This is a genomic window from Vibrio sp. SCSIO 43140 (assembly GCF_023716585.1).
GTDB lineage: Bacteria > Pseudomonadota > Gammaproteobacteria > Enterobacterales > Vibrionaceae > Vibrio > Vibrio maritimus_B.
The window spans coordinates 3,403,846-3,421,647 of the sequence record NZ_CP071850.1; the positions used below are offsets into that span (position 1 = coordinate 3,403,846).

Sequence of the window (17,802 nt, forward strand, 5' to 3'; positions counted from 1 at the left end):
GGATTAAAATTCCGCACCATTTTTGATCTAGCTGGTTTTACGCTTAGAACAGAGAGTTCCATTGAGAGTTCTTAGTACTAACCAACAAGCGCCAGCATTAATGAACAGTTAACCCCTGAGGTGAAAGGCATATGCCAGTAGTTAAAGTACGTGAAAACGAACCGTTCGACGTTGCACTACGTCGTTTCAAGCGCTCTTGCGAAAAAGCAGGTATCCTTTCTGAAGTGCGTCGTCGTGAGCACTATGAAAAACCAACTACAGTTCGCAAACGCGCTAAAGCAGCAGCTCAAAAGCGTCACGCTAAGAAGCTAGCTCGCGAAAACGCTCGTCGCGTTCGCCTGTACTAATAACTAGGTCCAGATAGGATTTTAGTTATGGCTCTGATTGATAAACTCAAAGAAGAGCAAAAATTAGCGATGAAAGCCAAGGACAAATTGCGCCTTGGTACTATTCGTTTAGCCTTAGCAGCCATCAAGCAACGTGAAGTCGACGAACAGATTACTCTGGGCGAAGACGACATTCTTGCCGTGCTGACTAAAATGGTTAAACAACGTCGCGATTCTGTTACGCAATTTGAAGCAGCGGGTCGTCAAGATCTTGCTGAAGCTGAGCAAGCTGAAATTGCCGTACTTGAGGATTTTATGCCTCAACCACTGACCGATGATGAAGTTGCAGCACTGATTGACAGTGCCATTACCGAATCTGGTGCAGCGGGCATGCAAGACATGGGTAAGGTAATGGGTGTGCTTAAGCCACAAATTCAAGGTCGTGCAGATATGGGTAAAGTAAGTGGTTTAGTTCGCTCTAAACTCGCTTAATTACTCAACCAAAATTGCAACAAGCCGTGCTATCCTTTGGAACGCACGGCTTGTTTGTATCTCTCTCTTGTAAAAAGGTTTTATGGCAGGAATCATCCCTCGTAGCTTTATCGATGACCTACTCGCTCGACTTGATATTGTCGACGTCATTGACGCACGCGTAAAACTGAAGAAACAAGGTAAGAACTACGGTGCTTGCTGCCCATTCCATAACGAAAAAACCCCTTCTTTCAGCGTAAGCCAAGAAAAGCAGTTCTATCATTGCTTTGGCTGTGGCGTACACGGTAATGCTATCGACTTTCTCATGGAGTATGAACGCCTCGAGTTTGTTGAAGCGATTGAAGAGTTAGCTTCGTCATTAGGATTAGATGTTCCAAGAGAACAGCGCAGTGGGCAATCGGGCAATTTCTCCAAAGGACCTACCGCTAATAGCGAACAGAAACGATCTTTGTATGATCTAATGGGGACCATAGGTCAATACTACCGAGATCAGCTTAAAGTTTCTGCAAACAAAGTCGCTATAGAGTATCTAAAGGGCCGTGGGCTCTCTGGAGAGATTGTTCAGAAGTTTGGCATTGGCTACGTCCCAGACGAATGGGATAGCGTGCGTAAGAACTTCGGTCAACAAAAAGCCACCCAAGACATGTTGGTGTCTGGGGGTATGTTGATAGAAAACGACAAGGGTAACCGATATGACCGCTTTAGAGGCCGTATCATGTTCCCTATTCGTGACCGACGTGGTCGTGTGATTGGCTTTGGTGGACGTGTTTTAGGCGATGGTACGCCAAAGTACCTAAACTCTCCCGAAACGCCAATCTTCCATAAAGGTAAAGAGCTTTACGGTCTTTACGAAGTGCTGCAAGCCTATCGTGAGCCACCACAGGTACTTGTCGTAGAAGGGTATATGGACGTCGTCGCGCTGGCACAATATGGCGTTGACTACTCTGTCGCCTCTTTGGGTACGTCAACAACAGGCGATCACCTTCAGGTACTGTTTCGCCAAACCAGTACAGTCGTGTGCTGTTACGATGGTGACCGAGCGGGTCGAGATGCTGCTTGGCGCGCAATGGAGAATGCTCTGCCTTACTTAAATGATGGTCGGCAGCTGAAATTCATGTTCTTGCCAGACGGCGAAGACCCTGATTCATTCATTCGCCAGAACGGCAAAGAGGCGTTCGAAGCCGAAGTGCAAAATGCCATGCCATTGTCTGAGTTTATGTTTTCTTCACTCATGCAGCAGGTCGATGCCCGCACTAAAGAAGGGATGGCAAAGCTTAGCACTCTAGCGGTTCCGTTGATTGACAAAGTACCCGGCGGCACATTGCGACTATACTTGAGGGAGCTTCTAGGGCGTAAACTGGGTCTTGTCGATGAAAGACAACTGCAACAGCTTATCGATAAGCAAGGTCAGCAAGAAACGCGAGCTCAGCCTCATAAAGAGATTAAACGCACACCAATGCGTGAAGTCATAGCTCTCCTTTTACAAAATCCGAGCTATGCTGAAATGGTACCTGATTTGTCCACAGTGAGAGATTTGTCACTGCCTGGGCTGAATTTATTTGTGGAAGTGGTTGATAAATGTCAAGCACATCCCCATATGACTACAGGCCAGCTATTAGAACAATGGCGTGGAAGTAGTAATGAGGCACTTCTGTCTCGTCTCGCAAGTTGGGTCATTCCACTTGACGACGACAACCAAGAAGACGTATTTATCGATTCATTGGACAAAATTTTATCCCAATGCATTGAAAAGCAAATTGAAAACCTGCAGGCCAAAGAAAGAAGTGTCGGCTTATCAGTCGAAGAAAAACGGGAGCTGCTAGCCTTGATGCTAGACTTAAAAGCGTAACCCAATTCAGTTAGTCAGCAACGAATAAATTTGTTAATATTAGTGGTTTGCATTTCGCATACTAAAATTCCTTCACCAGATCTTAAGTTGGATATCGTCTATGGACCAAAATCCGCAGTCACAGCTGAAGCTACTTGTCATTAAGGGCAAGGAACAAGGCTATCTGACCTACGCAGAAGTAAATGACCACCTACCTGAAGAAATCGTCGATTCAGAACAGGTAGAAGATATTATTCAGATGATTAATGACATGGGTATTAAGGTAGTAGAGACTGCTCCTGATGCTGATGATCTTGCTCTGAATGATGACAACAACATTACTGATGAAGATGCAGCCGAAGCCGCTGCAGCTGCACTTTCCAGCGTTGAAAGTGAAATCGGTCGTACTACCGACCCAGTCCGCATGTACATGCGTGAGATGGGTACTGTTGAGCTATTGACTCGCGAAGGCGAGATTGACATTGCTAAGCGCATTGAAGACGGTATCAACCAAGTTCAAAGCTCAGTGGCAGAATACCCAGGTACCATCCCATACATTCTTGAACAGTTTGATAAGGTGCAGGCGGAAGAACTTCGCTTAACTGACGTTATCACTGGCTTTGTTGATCCAAACGAAGAAGAAACAGCGGCACCTACTGCTACGCATATCGGCTCTGAACTGTCTGAAGCAGATCTTGAAGACGAAGATGAAGAAGACGCAGAAAGTGATGAAGACTCAGAGGATGAGGAAGAGGAAGATACAGGTATCGACCCTGAATTTGCTCTTGAGAAATTCACTGCGCTTCGTAACACCTACCAAGATCTTCAGTTAGCCGTAAACGAATTCGGCTACGACAGCCCACAAGTGGCTAAGTCGCACGAACTAGTACAAGAAGTGTTCCGTGAGTTCCGTCTAACGCCTAAGCAGTTCGACCACCTTGTGAACGAACTACGCACGTCTATGGACCGCGTACGTACTCAAGAGCGCCTGATCATGCGTCAAGCGGTAGAGTACGGCAAAATGCCAAAGAAATCGTTCATCGCACTGTTCACAGGTAACGAATCAAGTGATGCGTGGCTAGACGAAGTCCTTGCTTCTGACAAGCCATACGCAGAAAAGATCAAGCGTTACGAAGATGATATCCGCCGCTCTATCCAGAAGCTGGACATCATCGAAGAAGAAACTTCGCTTTCCGTACAAAACATTAAAGACATCAGCCGTCGCATGTCTATCGGTGAAGCGAAAGCTCGCCGTGCGAAGAAAGAGATGGTTGAAGCGAACTTACGTCTTGTTATCTCTATCGCGAAGAAGTACACCAACCGTGGCCTACAGTTCTTGGATCTGATCCAAGAAGGTAACATCGGTCTGATGAAAGCGGTAGATAAGTTTGAATACCGTCGTGGTTACAAGTTCTCGACTTACGCAACATGGTGGATCCGTCAGGCTATTACGCGTTCAATCGCTGACCAAGCTCGTACGATTCGTATCCCTGTGCACATGATTGAGACCATCAACAAGCTAAACCGTATCTCTCGTCAAATGCTTCAAGAAATGGGCCGTGAGCCACTTCCTGAAGAATTGGCAGAGCGTATGCAGATGCCTGAAGATAAGATCCGTAAGGTACTTAAAATTGCCAAAGAGCCAATCTCTATGGAGACACCAATCGGTGACGACGAAGATTCGCATCTAGGTGATTTCATCGAGGATACGACGCTCGAGCTACCAGTAGACTCAGCAACGATGACAAGTCTGCGTGTAGCAACGAAAGACGTACTAGCTGGTCTAACGCCTCGTGAAGCAAAAGTACTTCGTATGCGCTTTGGTATCGATATGAACACTGACCACACTCTAGAAGAGGTTGGTAAGCAGTTCGACGTAACGCGTGAGCGTATCCGTCAGATCGAAGCAAAAGCTCTGCGTAAGCTTCGTCACCCAAGCCGTTCAGAAACGCTGCGCAGCTTCCTTGACGAGTAATCGCATCAAGCTTTAACAAAAAGGTGAGCACTGGCTCACCTTTTTTGTATCTGCAAGGTTTAAGTGACTAAAAAGCAAGCGCAATTAGCCTACACTGCATCTAGACACTCGCCCTACCTTCCCCTATAATCATCCACCTATTGGCCCCTTAGCTCAGTGGTTAGAGCAGTCGACTCATAATCGATTGGTCCGCAGTTCAAGTCTGCGAGGGGCCACCAAATTTAGAAAGGCGCATAGAGAAATCTATGCGCCTTTTGCGTTTCAGTTACCCAATGATTTCAACGTACTACACGATCCCTCGAGAAGTACCAACTCTTCTCCCTTCCTCGATCTCCCATTGAATGCCATATTTATCAATCCAATAAAAGAAGGTAATTGGGAAGCCGTCTAACTTTTCAGGATGGTACGATGAACGAGGATCGATCATCTTGGCATCAGGCTGAACTTTTAGGTAATTAAACACCTCATTGCAGTTCGATACTTCCAGCGCGATATGACGAGGGCCACCCAGATCATAGGTTCGAGGTTGTGGTGGTAGCTCGCTATTACCGATCGGCCTATGGTATTTCATCAGTTCCAGGTAGATGTGAGCGTATGGATGTTTAACGAATAGAACATCGACAATCACATCTTGACCAGCAAGCCCCGCATCTTGATTAAATTGCGCCATAGAGACACCACGATAGTCCATCGGCTGACCTTGCTCATCGAAAGCTGGCTTAAACCCGAGTACTCGCTGATAGTACTCACTCGCATTATCGACATCATCTACGATGACATTAATATGAGAGAGACCGAGCACAAAGGCGCTGATGTCATTTTGCTCTATACGTTCGAGCAGCGTCTCTGATGCGGATGGGGCAATCTCCACTAGGTAATTCACTTTACGCTCACTGACAAGCTCTGGGTGACAAAGCAAATAGGGTTTGTCCTGCTTATGTTGCGTATCGCTTGACGCTTCTACTATCGCCACTGGCCATTGCTTACTTTGGAACCATTGAGGATTTATAGCAAACGCCGCCGCAACCATATCAAAAGGATTAAAGCCTTGCTTCGCGCCAAATACCGCTTTCCATTCTAAATACCACCCTAGAGAATGCTCAGCAAGGTAACGACTAAGCTGATTAGACTCCGCTAACTGCTCTAGATCTTTAAAATGAATCCAAACTTGCTGGCATACTTCGAACGGAACCAAGGTTAGGTCCACATCACCCTCTAACACCTTACGAAAAGCAGGAACATCAAATTCAAAATTAAGATCCCGAAAAGGCCTTGGTTGATGGGAGCCGGAAATGAAATGCTGATCCACTGAGCGTCGACCTGCAACACAAATAATCTGCTCAATCTGGCAACTCAACTCAGGAAAGTATTTTAATAACAGCGCGATATTGGTCAGTGCTCCGATAGCAAGAATGGTTAGCTTTCCTTGCTGTAGTTGTTCCGCTAACGCTTTCACACCGTCAGGTAATGTGGCTTTGGTATATTTGTCATCTTCAAAGTTTACCGCCGCACCAGCCGTTACCGTTAAGCTGTTTGGACCAAATCGTGCGGTAAACTCTTTCGCCTTGGCGGTAGTAACTGCAATATCGTCCGTATTACCGCGCGTCGAGCTTAACCCAACAATATCAACCTCCTGGCTACGAAACAAAGCGCCTAGCGCATAACCATCATCAACATCTCGGAACGCCATTAACTTGCCATGCGTACCAATCGTGATATCCGTGTCTATCCATAGACGTGTTTGATTGCCTTGCAGTGGTGCTTCCTTGCTTACTCTCTGCATTGTTTCTCCACAGTAGTCTCTAGTAACTCACCAATCGTGACCTCTTGGTGATGTGATTTATTTCTTCCGTTAGTTTTACAGTGATAGAGGTGAACGTCGGCTGCATCAAACGCCTCGGCAAGTAGCGCCTCGCCATCAAAAGCGAGCTCAGTAGGCGCGATAGCGATGGAGCCTATAGAGATGGTTACTCGATTAAAGGGAGGGTTTCCTCGGTGAAGAATACTCAAGTCTTCAATTGCATGATGGATACGCTTGGCGACCTCCTCTATCTCATGGGAAGTATTTGCCTCAATCACCACAACAAACTCTTCTCCTCCCAGGCGCACAGCAAACCCTTGACCTTTTACTTGTTCGCCAATCACCGACGCCACCATACACAAGGCGTTGTCACCCGCAATATGGCCATAGAGGTCGTTATAGGCCTTAAAGTTATCGATGTCACAAACCATGTATCCAACGTATCGACCGTGGCTGAGATGATGCATCAAGAATGCCTTACCATCACGTGAGTACTTGTAGCGAGAGCCAAGACCTGTAAGAGGGTCGGTGTCTGTTTGCTGTTGCAATACCCCTAGTTGGTTTTCTATCTTTTGGATAAGACTCATGTAGGAACGAGCAAGGTCACCTATCTCATCATCACGCTGCACTTCTTTTGGAATGTTTAAGCGAATGTCTTCCACATCCGATTTCATGGAGCTCGCCAGCCGTTTAAGTGGGCTCACAATCCAAAGCGTGACCCAATATATCAACACCAAAGAGACCAAAAATGCGCCGCTGGCCTCAAACAGCAAACTGCGTGCTAGCGCCTTACGAAAAGCTTGAAGCTCGGTGGCATCAAGCACCAACCAGAGTTCTCCTCCGTTTTCATTTCGCAGTTCAATACATACATGCAAAATGTTCTGCTCCAGCTCCAAAAGCCAATGCTGCTGGCTTAAATCAGGCTTAGACCAAGGTAAGGTATAGGTTTTGTGGATCTCTTGACTCGACTGTAAGCTATTGAAGTCACTTTGAAGCTTGTTTTTTACGTAAGTCAGCTTGTTGATTCTCGCTTGCGTTTTTTCATCTTTAGAGCTTAGTGCCGCGTCTAACTCTTTTAGCCGTGCAGCGAGCACTGTGACCTCAGTGTCATCAATATCCGTTCGCCAAGCCTGTTGTTCCTTGGGGGAGTAACGAACTCCTATCGGTTGACCTTGATAATCTGAAGTACCACTGATTTCTAGAAATCGAAGGTTGGGGATATTGAAAAGTGTGTCTTTAGTGGTTGGCATAAGCAGTTTGGCATAGTTTCGCCCAGCTACAGCGCCAGAGAGGAACGTATTGTGTGGGGCGAGATGTGCCTCGGCAATCTCAACCGTGGTATCGAGTCGATTAGACCACTCACTGGTGTATCTTGTGTAGGTCATCCCGACGATGATGAACATCACTAAAACCAGATGCGAGACAAACAGCATCTGGTTTATAGTCAACCGACCAAACAGATTGGGGCCCAAATTAACGAATCCTATTTAGACTCATACACTTCCAAAACGGGTTCAGTACAGGTGCCATTGATGCAAATATCTTTGTACGTGGTGTGGCAGTTTTGACAAAAACTTGGCTCTAGTGTCGGGTGCATAGAAGAGATGTCCTTGCCTTTTCTATCGTAGCTCCCATAAATTGCTTCGCCTGCAATATGCTCCGTGACCCAGACAATGCCTTGTACCTCAGAGACGGCAACCACAGTGGGACCATCGGTATAAGGACCGTGGGTCTTGTACTGTTCAATCTTTTCTGGGTTAACTCGAATGGTTAGTGGTGAGCCTTCACCGTTGTTGATCCAGCTGTAAGCCCGAACGGACTCTTGGATAAACAATGACGTGTCTGGCGGGAGTACCGTATCGGCTGGCAGGTTCATAGATTCCTTTACTACCGGCCAATCTTCCCAGCCTTTGGGGTAACTAGCATTCGATTCTGCATATACCCACATTGAAAATAATAAACTAATAGAAGTACTTAATAGGCAACACTTGGCTACCTTTGAAACTAGCTGACTAAACATCCTTATCGAGTCCTGCTTAAGTTGTTATAATATTCAATGGTACAATTAATTAACATTTCTACCAATAGAGCAGTATCACATGATGCGCCTTTTCCGTGGTTCAGGCGTAACATAGAGCATACTTTCTCAAAAAGAGCGCGATATAGGTCACGCACAGAGCACCTAATCGTAACACGTAATTTCACATGTCGTTACACAAGTTCGAAATTTAGCCCTTTACATCTGCCATTAAGCAATGAACACTGCCTTTCGAATTACACAGTCAGTCGATACAGTAGAGCCAGCAACACATTATGAGTAACACAACGACAAAAAAGTCGAACCCACTATTTGAAATCCTCTTCAACGTTTTCATTCCATCTTTTATCCTGATGAAGTTCAGCGGTGACGAACACCTTGGAACGGCGATGGCTCTGGTTGTCGCTTTGCTGTTTCCTGTGGTCTACGGCGGTATGGATCTTATCCGCAATAAGAAGTTTAACTTTATCGCGGCGTTGGGCTTTATCAGCGTGTTATTGACCGGTGGTATCGGGTTGTTAGAGCTTGATACACGCTGGCTAGCTTTAAAAGAAGCATTGATTCCAGGTCTTATCGGCTTGGCGGTTCTTGGTTCGACCTTTACGCGCTATCCGTTCATGCAGAAAATGATCTTGAATGACACGGTACTCAACCTCGAGCTCATAACTGAGCGCCTGCAAGAGCGCGGTAAGACACAGGCATTTGACCGCTGCCTAATGTCGTCAAACTACCTGTTCGCTAGTACTTTTGCGTTTTCATCGGCTATGAACTACTTTCTTGCAACCTGGATAGTAACCAGCCCAGCAGGTACTGCAGCATTTAATGAAGAGCTCGGGAAGCTCACGCTCTACAGTTACCCTATTATCGCCATCCCAAGCATGTTGATGATGATGGGTATTTTCTATTATGTTTGGCGTCAAATCCGTGGCATGACCTCTCTTGAAACAGAGCAGATATTCCACACTAAGTAATCCTGAAAGCATTTTATGAAATAGCCCGATACGCACTCGTTGATCGGGTTTTTTTGTACCTCTACCGCTTTACCCATCCCAACCTTCGCACCTCTCGACGTGTCATCGGTTTCTTCATTCAACCTCTTATTACTTGTTTTCACCATTTCTTCAATTGATTCTTTGGCAAGTTTTTCAACAAACAGACTTTATTAACGGTTCAAAACAAACACCAAGAGCAACATCATTAGCCCACATATTTCTCAGTCTCCGCCTATAGAAAAGCAAAATAATGACCACTTTGCGATAGTTATCACAACAAATTCACTGTGCTATTTTTCGGATAGAATTAACGTGCACTTTTGAGTAGTGACCCATCTCACTTTTTAACACTACCACTTAGAAGGCGATAATATAACTATACATACAGGATAGTAAGCACTTACAAAGCGACCAAAAAATCACCATTACGTGAAGGAAACCAACTTAGAATCTCGATGAAAAAACATACAATTCGCCGTAAATTTAACGTTTTTGACGGACTCAATCTCAGTTTTGACGTTTTTGACGGGAAGCGTAATTGATAAATTGTGCTTTAAGGTGTTTTCTTAGTAACGCCTAAGGCCTACAGGCCACTCTTTAGGACCCTATTTAGAGAGGTAGGCTTTAGCAACATGTGAGAGGGAAGCACTTGGTCTCTCTGTGAAACAAAAGCAAATAGTAAGGAATAGCTATGCTTGCGCATATTAAAAAAACAGCACTAGCGACAGCAATTATTGCGACCGCAGTAACAGGTTTCAGCTCTGTAGCAACAGCAGCAGAACGCAGCGAACTCACTATCCACCCGAAAGAGTTCAACACCTTTGTTCGCAACTTCAACCCATATTTAGGTGCAACCTACTTACACACAACAACCGACTTCCTATACGAGCCGCTTGTTGTATTTAACGAAATGCACGGCAATGAGCCTGTGTTCCGTTTAGCTGAAGGCTTCAAAATGGCAGACGATCTTATGTCTGTAACCTTTGATATTCGTAAAGGTGTGAAGTGGTCTGACGGCGAAACATTTGATGCTAACGACGTATTGTTCTCGTTCAACCTAGTGAAGAACAACCCAGCCCTGGACCAAAGTGGTATCAACTCTTGGGTAACTAAGGTAGAGAAACTCAACGACTACCAGCTTAAGTTCTACACAACTGAGGCTAACTCAAACGTTCCTTATGAAATCGTTAAGGTGCCAATCGTGCCTGAGCACGTATGGAAAGATGTGAAAGATCCAACAACGTTCACTAATGAGAACCCTGTAGGCTCAGGACCTTTCACTGAAATTGATACCTTCACTCCACAGCTTTACGTTCAGTGTCGCAACCCTAACTACTGGGATAACGACAACTTAGAAGTCGACTGTCTCCGTGTTCCTCAGATCGCTAACAATGACCAGTTCCTAGGTAAAGTTGTAAACTCAGAGATGGACTGGACATCATCGTTCATCCCAGATATTGACCGCACCTATGCAGCAGCGTCACCAAATCATCAGTACTGGTATCCACCAGCAGGTACACAAGCGTTTCTTGTGAACTTCAAACACCAAGATCCTGCTAAAAAAGAAGCGTTGACTAACGTTGATTTCCGCCGCGCATTCTCTATGGCTCTTGACCGCCAAACAATTATTGATATCGCATTTTATGGCGGCGGTACAGTAAATGACTTCGCTTCAGGTCTAGGCTACGCATTTGCTACTTGGTCAGATGAATCGACGCACAACAAGTACAAGGGCTACAACTCTTACGACGTCGACGGTGCAAAAGCACTGCTTGAAAAAGCGGGCTTTAAAGATGTCAATGGTGATGGTTTTGTAGATACTCCATCAGGCAAGTCATTTGAACTACTGATTCAATCACCTAACGGTTGGACCGACTTCAACAACACAGTTCAGCTAGCGGTTGAGCAACTTGCAGAAGCCGGCATTAAAGCAAAAGCTCGTACACCAGACTTCTCTGTGTACAACCAAGCAATGCTTGAAGCAAACTATGACGTTGCTTACACCAACTACTTCCACGGTGCAGACCCATACACATACTGGAACTCTGGCTATAACTCGACCCTGCAAAGTGGTGACGGTATGCCTCGTTTTGCCATGCACTTCTACAAGAATGCTGAGCTAGATAACTTGCTAAACAGCTTCTACAAAACTGCGGATAAAGCTGAGCAGCTAGAAATCGCTCACGGCATCCAGAAAATCATTGCTCAAGATCAGGTTACTATCCCGGTTATGTCTGGTGCTTACATGTTCCAATACAACACGACTCGCTTCGCGGGTTGGTGGAACGAGCAAAATCCTAAAGGTCGTCCAAACATCTGGGCTGGTATCCCAGAGCGTCTACTTCACGTGCTGGACCTAAAACCAGTTAAGTAAGTAAACACAAACTGAAGCGGTACGTCCGTACCGCTTTCTTCCCCTAAATATCAGTGTTGATGTGTGGCGCTCGTCGTCAGGGGTTTACTCGTTTCAAATTTTGAGATGAGGCTACCAGCAGCAAGGAAAAGCTGGGTAATTAAGGTGTGAGTTATGGGTTATTTTTTAAGACGTTTGTCCTTTTATATGGTGGCACTTCTGGTTGCAGCCACCATCAACTTTATTATTCCTCGTGCAATGCCAGGCGATCCGGTCACTATGATGTTCGCCCACACAACGGTTCAGGTAACACCAGAACGTATTGCTGCGATGAAAGAACTACTGGGTTTTGTAGAAGGTAACTACTTCGTTCAATACCTACATTACATGAAAAACATTCTGAGCTGGGAGCTAGGTACCTCGATTCAATTCTTCCCACTATCGGTCAATACACTATTAGGCAGTGCTTTCGGCTGGTCACTATTTCTGGCAGGCAGCGCGGTTATTCTTTCGTTTTCAATCGGCTCGGTACTGGGCATTTTCGCCGCGTGGAAACGAGGTTCGAAGTTCGACACCTTCGTCACTCCAGGCATGCTTATCATCCAAGCAATGCCTCAGGTGGTTATCGCTATGATGGCCATGTTCATCTTCGCAATCGGTCTGAAATGGTTCCCTACAGGTTACGCCTACACTGCTGGCACCCTGCCTGACTGGACTAGCTGGGCATTCATCAAAGATGCACTCTACCACGCGGTCTTGCCTCTATTCTGTGCGACGATTATTCAGATCGGTGGCTTCCTGGTCAACATGCGTAACAACATGATCAACCTTCTCAATGAAGACTACATCACGATGGCAAAAGGTAAGGGGCTGAGTGAAAACCGCGTAGTGTTCAACTACGCCGCTCGTAACGCACTGCTACCAAGTGTGACTGCACTTTCGATGTCTCTTGGTGTTGCGATTGGTGGTCAGCTGATTGTCGAAATCATCTTTAACTATCCAGGTCTTGGCTCTGTGATGCTCAACGCTATCCACGCCCGTGACTACCAGGTTCTGCAAGGACAGCTGCTTATTATGACTCTGTTTATGCTCTTCTTTAACTTAGCGGCTGACATGCTTTATGTCGTGCTTGATCCTCGTCTACGCAAGGGAGGCAAATAACCATGAAAGGTTTCTTACAACTCGTGTGGCGTAATACCACTGCCAGACTTGGACTTTCAATCATAGGTTTGTTCGTGTTTATGGCGGTCGCCGCCCCACTTATCACCAAACACGCACCAGACAAACGAACGGGTAACTCTCATGAATACCCAAGTGCGGTGGTAAAACTTGCCCAAGCGAACCCTGATGGCTGGGTGGCACAAAATCTTGCAGATGATCGCCGAACGCTCCTAATGTCGAAAAAAGCCGATCATCCAATGGGCACAACTCGTATGGGTCGTGATATCTGGTCACAGGTTGTTTACGGCGCACGTGTTTCACTAATGGTTGGTTTTGGTGCCGGTATCACCGTTTGCTTCCTAGCCACCGTTATTGGTATCTCTGCAGGCTACTTTGGTGGTCGAGTAGACGAAGTACTGACCTCTGCCATGAACATCATGTTGGTTATTCCTCCTTTCCCATTACTGTTTGTGGTGGCTGCATTTATCGGCGAGGCAGGTCCGCTAACCATAGCTCTGGTCATCGGCTGTATGTCCTGGGCATGGGGCGCAAGGGTCATTCGAGCGCAAACCCTATCACTACGTGAAAAAGAGTTCGTAAAAGCAGCCGAAGTTCTGGGCGAATCGCGCCTTCGTATTATCTTCGTTGAGCTACTGCCAAACCTTATCTCCATTGTTGGGGCAAGCTTCATCGGCTCAGTCATGTACGCCATCTTGATGGAAGCTACGATTTCATTCCTAGGTATGGGCGATCCAAACACGATCAGCTGGGGCATCATGCTTTACAACGTTCAAACCTCATCTGCCATGCTTATCGGCGCGTGGTGGGAAGTGATTGCACCATGTTTAGCACTGACGTTCCTAGTGACAGGTTTAGCCTTGTTGAACTTCGCGGTCGATGAAATTGCTAACCCGCAGCTTCGTTCACATAAAGGTATGAAACGCTGGAAGAAAATCGCAGCACAAGACAAAAAGCAGCGTGAAGTTGAAGTCGCGCCTCAAAATGCACTATGGAGCGGAGATCGTTAATCATGTCAGAACCACTAATTTCAATCCGCAACCTTTGCGTTGACTATATTACCGATGCTGGCGACGTGCGCGCTTGTAACAACGTCAGCTTCGATATCGGCAAAGGCGAAGTCTTCGGTCTTGCTGGCGAGTCTGGCTGTGGCAAGTCAACAGTCGCTTTCTCTCTTATGCGTCTTCATAAGCCACCTGCTTATATCAGTGGCGGTCAGGTACTGTTTAATGGCGAAGACATTCTTCAATACAGTGACGACCGAATGCAGACATTCCGCTGGAGCGAAATGTCGATGGTCTTCCAAAGTGCGATGAACGCGCTAAATCCTGTACTGACCATGGAAGAGCAGTTCTGTGACGTCATTATGCGCCACACCAACATGACTCGTGAGCAGGCAGTAAAACGCGCTCAAGGTCTTTTGGAAATCGTTGATATTCACCCTAGCCGCTTAAATGATTATCCACACCAGTTCTCTGGTGGTATGCGTCAGAGACTGGTCATCGCTATCGCACTAGCATTGAACCCTAAGATGATCATTATGGATGAGCCAACCACAGCACTGGATGTGGTTGTGCAACGCGAGATCTTACAAAAGATCTATGCGCTAAAAGAAGAGTTTGGCTTTTCTATTTTGTTCATCACCCATGATATCTCACTCATGGTCGAGTTTTCTGATCGCATTGGGATCATGTACTCAGGAGAGCTTATCGAGGTTGCACCGTCGAAACAGATCCTTGAATCGCCTTATCACCCATACACCAAAGGACTGGGTAGTTCGTTCCCGCCGTTAACGGGCCCTAAGACCAAGTTGACTGGTATTCCAGGAAACCCTTTGAACCTTTTGGAGGTGCCTCAGGGCTGCCGATTCCAAGCTCGTTGTGATCGAGTACATGAAGCTTGTACTCGCGTACCCACTAAACTGCGTCAAATCGAGCACAGCCGTTTTTCAAACTGCCATTTATACGGTGAACCTATTGCCGTCGCGCAAGAGTTGTCATAACGACCACCAGCGAAGAAGTAAGTATTAACAAGGATTTCTGGAGAACAATTATGAGCAACTATGGTGAACTACTCATAGAAGGCAACAACGTCGTTAAAGACTTTCCGATCAATAGTAATGCGCTATCTCAGCCAATGATGCGTGCGATTAACGATGTCTCATTCAAGATGTACAAGAGCCGTGGATTATCAGTCGTAGGTGAGTCCGGCTCGGGCAAATCCACCACAGCTAAGATGATTGCCAAGATGTATGCGCCAAGCGGAGGTGAGATCAAATACCGCGGTCGTGACATTCAAGAGATCACCTCGCGCCGTGACCTCATGCAGTATCGCGAAGGCGTACAAATGGTATGGCAAGACCCGTTTGGTTCACTTAACCCAACGCACACTATTTTCCACCACATTGCCCGTCCTCTGCTGATACATAACAAGGTCAGCAAGGGCAACCAGAAAGAGTTGGAAGAGCGTGTTTACGACCTACTAGAACAAGTTGGATTGATCCCACCAAAAGAGACCGCGGCGAAATATCCGCATCAACTTTCTGGTGGTCAGAGACAGCGTGTCAACCTTGCTCGAAACATTGCCGTAGGTGCAGAGGTCGTGCTCGCAGACGAACCGACATCCATGCTGGATGTATCGATTCGAGCAGGCGTTCTCAACCTGATGGAAGAGATGAAGTTCGAGAAGCAGATGTCGCTACTTTACATCACCCACGACATTGCAACGGCACGCTACATCGCCGAAGACATCTCCGTGATGTATGTCGGTCACATGGTCGAATGGGGCGACACTGACGAGGTCATTGCTAACCCTCAGCATCCCTATACCCAGCTGCTGGTATCTGCCGTCCCCGATCCATCCAAGTCCATCCACGAGAAGCTGGAAGGAAACAAAGGTGAAATCCCATTGTGGACACCAGCATCAGTAGGCTGCCCATTTGCAGGACGCTGCAAGCACGCCACCACTAAGTGCCGTGAAGCCTTACCTAGCGTTACCAAGCTATCAGACAACCACTTCGTACGTTGCTACTTATACGAGAACTAATACCCGGCTCCCTTCTCGGGAGCCTAGCTGTAGGGATAAGTTATGGAAGAAAACATGCAATTACTCACTAACCACATTGGCTACCACATAAACAGTGAGAAGCGCGCCGTGTTAATGGCTCAACAGTCACAGCATGAACTCGCTAGTGCTTTTTTAGTGGATGCCCACAATGACGAAATCGTGCTCGAACTGAGCCCTATTGGTGGCGCTAACGTGGATAATTGGCATCAAGGTGTTTTCTTCACTCTCGATTTCAGTCAATGGACAGAGCAAGGTCACTACTACCTGCGCTATCAGACAGTACGCTCTCAATCTTTTGAAATCGCGGAGAATCAGCTCTACAACCGCTGCTTCTCAGACATTATCCACTACTTCAAATCTCAGCGATGCGGTGGGGAGTTTGATGCCGCCGACAAGCAAGCTTCGATTGTAGGCAGCCAAGATTCGGTGGATGTCCATGGTGGTTGGTATGACGCGTCTGGTGATGTCAGCAAGTACCTTAGCCACCTGTCCTATGCCAACTATTTGAATCCTCAACAAACCCCTATGGTGGTTTGGAATATGCTCAAGGCACACGACATAGTGTGTGAGCGCATCGAGAGCCCAAACTTTGTTGCTACCCGACTTCTAGAAGAAGCGCTTTACGGTGCCGAGTTCCTTTCGCGCATGCAGCATCACAGTGGCTATTTCTATATGACCGTTTTTGACAAATGGAGTAAAGATCCCACGCAGCGAGAGATCTGCGCTTACGAGACTCAACTCGGTCATAAGAAAACCAACCATGAGGCTGGGTTTCGTCAAGGCGGCGGCATGACCATCGCAGCACTGGCGAAAACCAGTCAGGTGAGCTCACTTTTAAAGGATAGCGCCACCACTTATTTAGAAGCAGCAAAAGCAGGCTATTGGCACCTCAAAGAGCACAACGAACAATACCTTGATGATCGTACACCGAACATCATTGACGAATATTGCGCACTTGTAGCATCAGTGGCTCTGTATCAAGCCACCTTGGAACCACAGTACCTAACGGAAGCAAGAAGCTGGTTTGATGCATTAGCCAAAAGAGCACTAAGCGACCAGCAACATGCTTTTTACTGGTCTGCAAATGACGATGGCAATCGACCTTACTTCCATGCTGCAGAGGCTGGGCTGCCTAACATCGCACTGACTGAGTATCTAGCAATAGAAACCGAAGCAGAGCGAGTCAAAGCAGCGCGAGAAACGCTCAATAAAGCCTGCCAATTTGAAATCAACATTACTCGTCAGGTATACAACCCTTTTGGCTACCCAAGGCAATACGTAAAAGCCGTCGATGGGGTCAAACATGACGCGTTCTTTATCCCTCATCAAAACGAGTCTGGGTACTGGTGGCAAGGCGAAAATGCTCGCTTGGCTTCACTTGCCTCAATGGCTTTTTTGGCTCAACCGCACCTAGAAGACTCCGCTTTGAAAGCTCAGTTATCGCACTATGCCGATAACTGTATTAGCTGGGTGTTCGGTGCCAACCCCTATGATATGTGCATGCTCGATGGTCATGGCCACAACAACCCCGACTACCTACCGAAGCTTGGTTTCTTCAATGCTCTCGGAGGGGTGTGCAACGGTATCACCGCAGGCTTTGAAGATGAGGCTGATATTGCCTTTAACCCACCAGTTCATAAAGACGACATGCTACAAAATTGGCGCTGGGGTGAGCAGTGGATCCCCCATGCAGGTTGGCTACTTCTCGCTTTGGCACTGTGGCAGCAACACTATAAAAACTAAGGGTTAAAT

14 protein-coding genes and 1 tRNA gene are annotated in these 17,802 nt (G+C 46.7%); 12 read left to right on the top strand and 3 right to left on the bottom strand.

Features of this window, described 5'->3' with window-relative positions; all coding sequences use genetic code 11:
- Positions 1-131 precede the first annotated feature (131 nt).
- The 5 genes from rpsU to J4N45_RS16255 all read left to right on the top strand — a co-directional run bounded on the left by rpsU (position 132) and on the right by J4N45_RS16255 (position 4,839).
- Positions 132-347 (top strand): 30S ribosomal protein S21, encoded by a 216-nt coding sequence (gene rpsU / locus J4N45_RS16235; protein WP_001145625.1) that lies wholly within the window; start codon positions 132-134, stop codon positions 345-347.
- 27 nt (positions 348-374) lie between these two features.
- Entirely contained in the window at positions 375-818 is a 444-nt protein-coding gene (locus tag J4N45_RS16240; RefSeq protein ID WP_252012528.1) for a GatB/YqeY domain-containing protein, read from the top strand.
- A gap of 82 nt (positions 819-900) precedes the next feature.
- Entirely contained in the window at positions 901-2,667 is a 1,767-nt protein-coding gene (dnaG, locus tag J4N45_RS16245; RefSeq protein ID WP_252012529.1) for a DNA primase, read from the top strand.
- Positions 2,668-2,767: 100 nt separating this feature from the next.
- Positions 2,768-4,621, top strand: coding sequence for an RNA polymerase sigma factor RpoD (rpoD, locus tag J4N45_RS16250; protein WP_252012532.1), 1,854 nt, complete (start codon positions 2,768-2,770; stop codon positions 4,619-4,621).
- Positions 4,622-4,763: 142 nt separating this feature from the next.
- Positions 4,764-4,839: transfer RNA gene (locus J4N45_RS16255), tRNA-Ile, on the top strand.
- Positions 4,840-4,907: 68 nt separating this feature from the next.
- On the opposite strand, the gene J4N45_RS16260 is transcribed toward J4N45_RS16255, so the two are convergent.
- From J4N45_RS16260 to J4N45_RS16270, 3 genes are all read right to left on the bottom strand, one after another.
- A complete protein-coding gene (locus J4N45_RS16260; RefSeq protein ID WP_252012534.1) occupies positions 4,908-6,404 on the bottom strand; it encodes a nucleoside hydrolase in 1,497 nt (498 codons plus the stop codon).
- Positions 6,392-7,825 carry a sensor domain-containing diguanylate cyclase gene (locus J4N45_RS16265; RefSeq protein WP_252012536.1) on the bottom strand — a complete coding sequence of 478 codons (1,434 nt, stop codon included), beginning with the start codon at positions 7,823-7,825 and terminating at the stop codon, positions 6,392-6,394. Before J4N45_RS16265 ends, J4N45_RS16260 begins: the two co-directional genes overlap by 13 nt.
- 80 nt (positions 7,826-7,905) lie before the next feature.
- Positions 7,906-8,370, bottom strand: a complete 465-nt coding sequence (locus J4N45_RS16270) for a hypothetical protein (protein WP_234495158.1) — start codon at positions 8,368-8,370, stop codon at positions 7,906-7,908.
- Positions 8,371-8,735: 365 nt separating this feature from the next.
- On the opposite strand from J4N45_RS16270, the gene J4N45_RS16275 reads away from it, so the two are divergent.
- The 7 genes from J4N45_RS16275 to J4N45_RS16305 all read left to right on the top strand — a co-directional run bounded on the left by J4N45_RS16275 (position 8,736) and on the right by J4N45_RS16305 (position 17,793).
- Entirely contained in the window at positions 8,736-9,431 is a 696-nt protein-coding gene (locus J4N45_RS16275) for a VC0807 family protein (RefSeq protein WP_128648954.1), read from the top strand.
- A 712-nt stretch (positions 9,432-10,143) separates the two neighbouring features.
- Positions 10,144-11,826, top strand: coding sequence for an ABC transporter substrate-binding protein (locus tag J4N45_RS16280; RefSeq protein ID WP_252012538.1), 1,683 nt, complete (start codon positions 10,144-10,146; stop codon positions 11,824-11,826).
- A gap of 153 nt (positions 11,827-11,979) precedes the next feature.
- On the top strand, positions 11,980-12,966 hold the full coding sequence (locus J4N45_RS16285; RefSeq protein ID WP_252012540.1) for an ABC transporter permease: 987 nt from the start codon (positions 11,980-11,982) through the stop codon (positions 12,964-12,966).
- A 2-nt stretch (positions 12,967-12,968) separates the two neighbouring features.
- Entirely contained in the window at positions 12,969-13,994 is a 1,026-nt protein-coding gene (locus J4N45_RS16290) for an ABC transporter permease (RefSeq protein ID WP_252012542.1), read from the top strand.
- Between the two features lie 2 nt (positions 13,995-13,996).
- A complete protein-coding gene (locus J4N45_RS16295; RefSeq protein ID WP_252012544.1) occupies positions 13,997-14,986 on the top strand; it encodes an ABC transporter ATP-binding protein in 990 nt (329 codons plus the stop codon).
- A 50-nt stretch (positions 14,987-15,036) separates the two neighbouring features.
- Positions 15,037-16,029 (top strand): ABC transporter ATP-binding protein, encoded by a 993-nt coding sequence (locus tag J4N45_RS16300; protein WP_252012546.1) that lies wholly within the window; start codon positions 15,037-15,039, stop codon positions 16,027-16,029.
- Between the two features lie 54 nt (positions 16,030-16,083).
- The gene (locus J4N45_RS16305) at positions 16,084-17,793 is read left to right on the top strand and encodes a glycoside hydrolase family 9 protein (RefSeq protein ID WP_252014709.1); all 1,710 of its coding nucleotides are present in this window, start codon (positions 16,084-16,086) and stop codon (positions 17,791-17,793) included.
- Positions 17,794-17,802 lie beyond the last annotated feature (9 nt).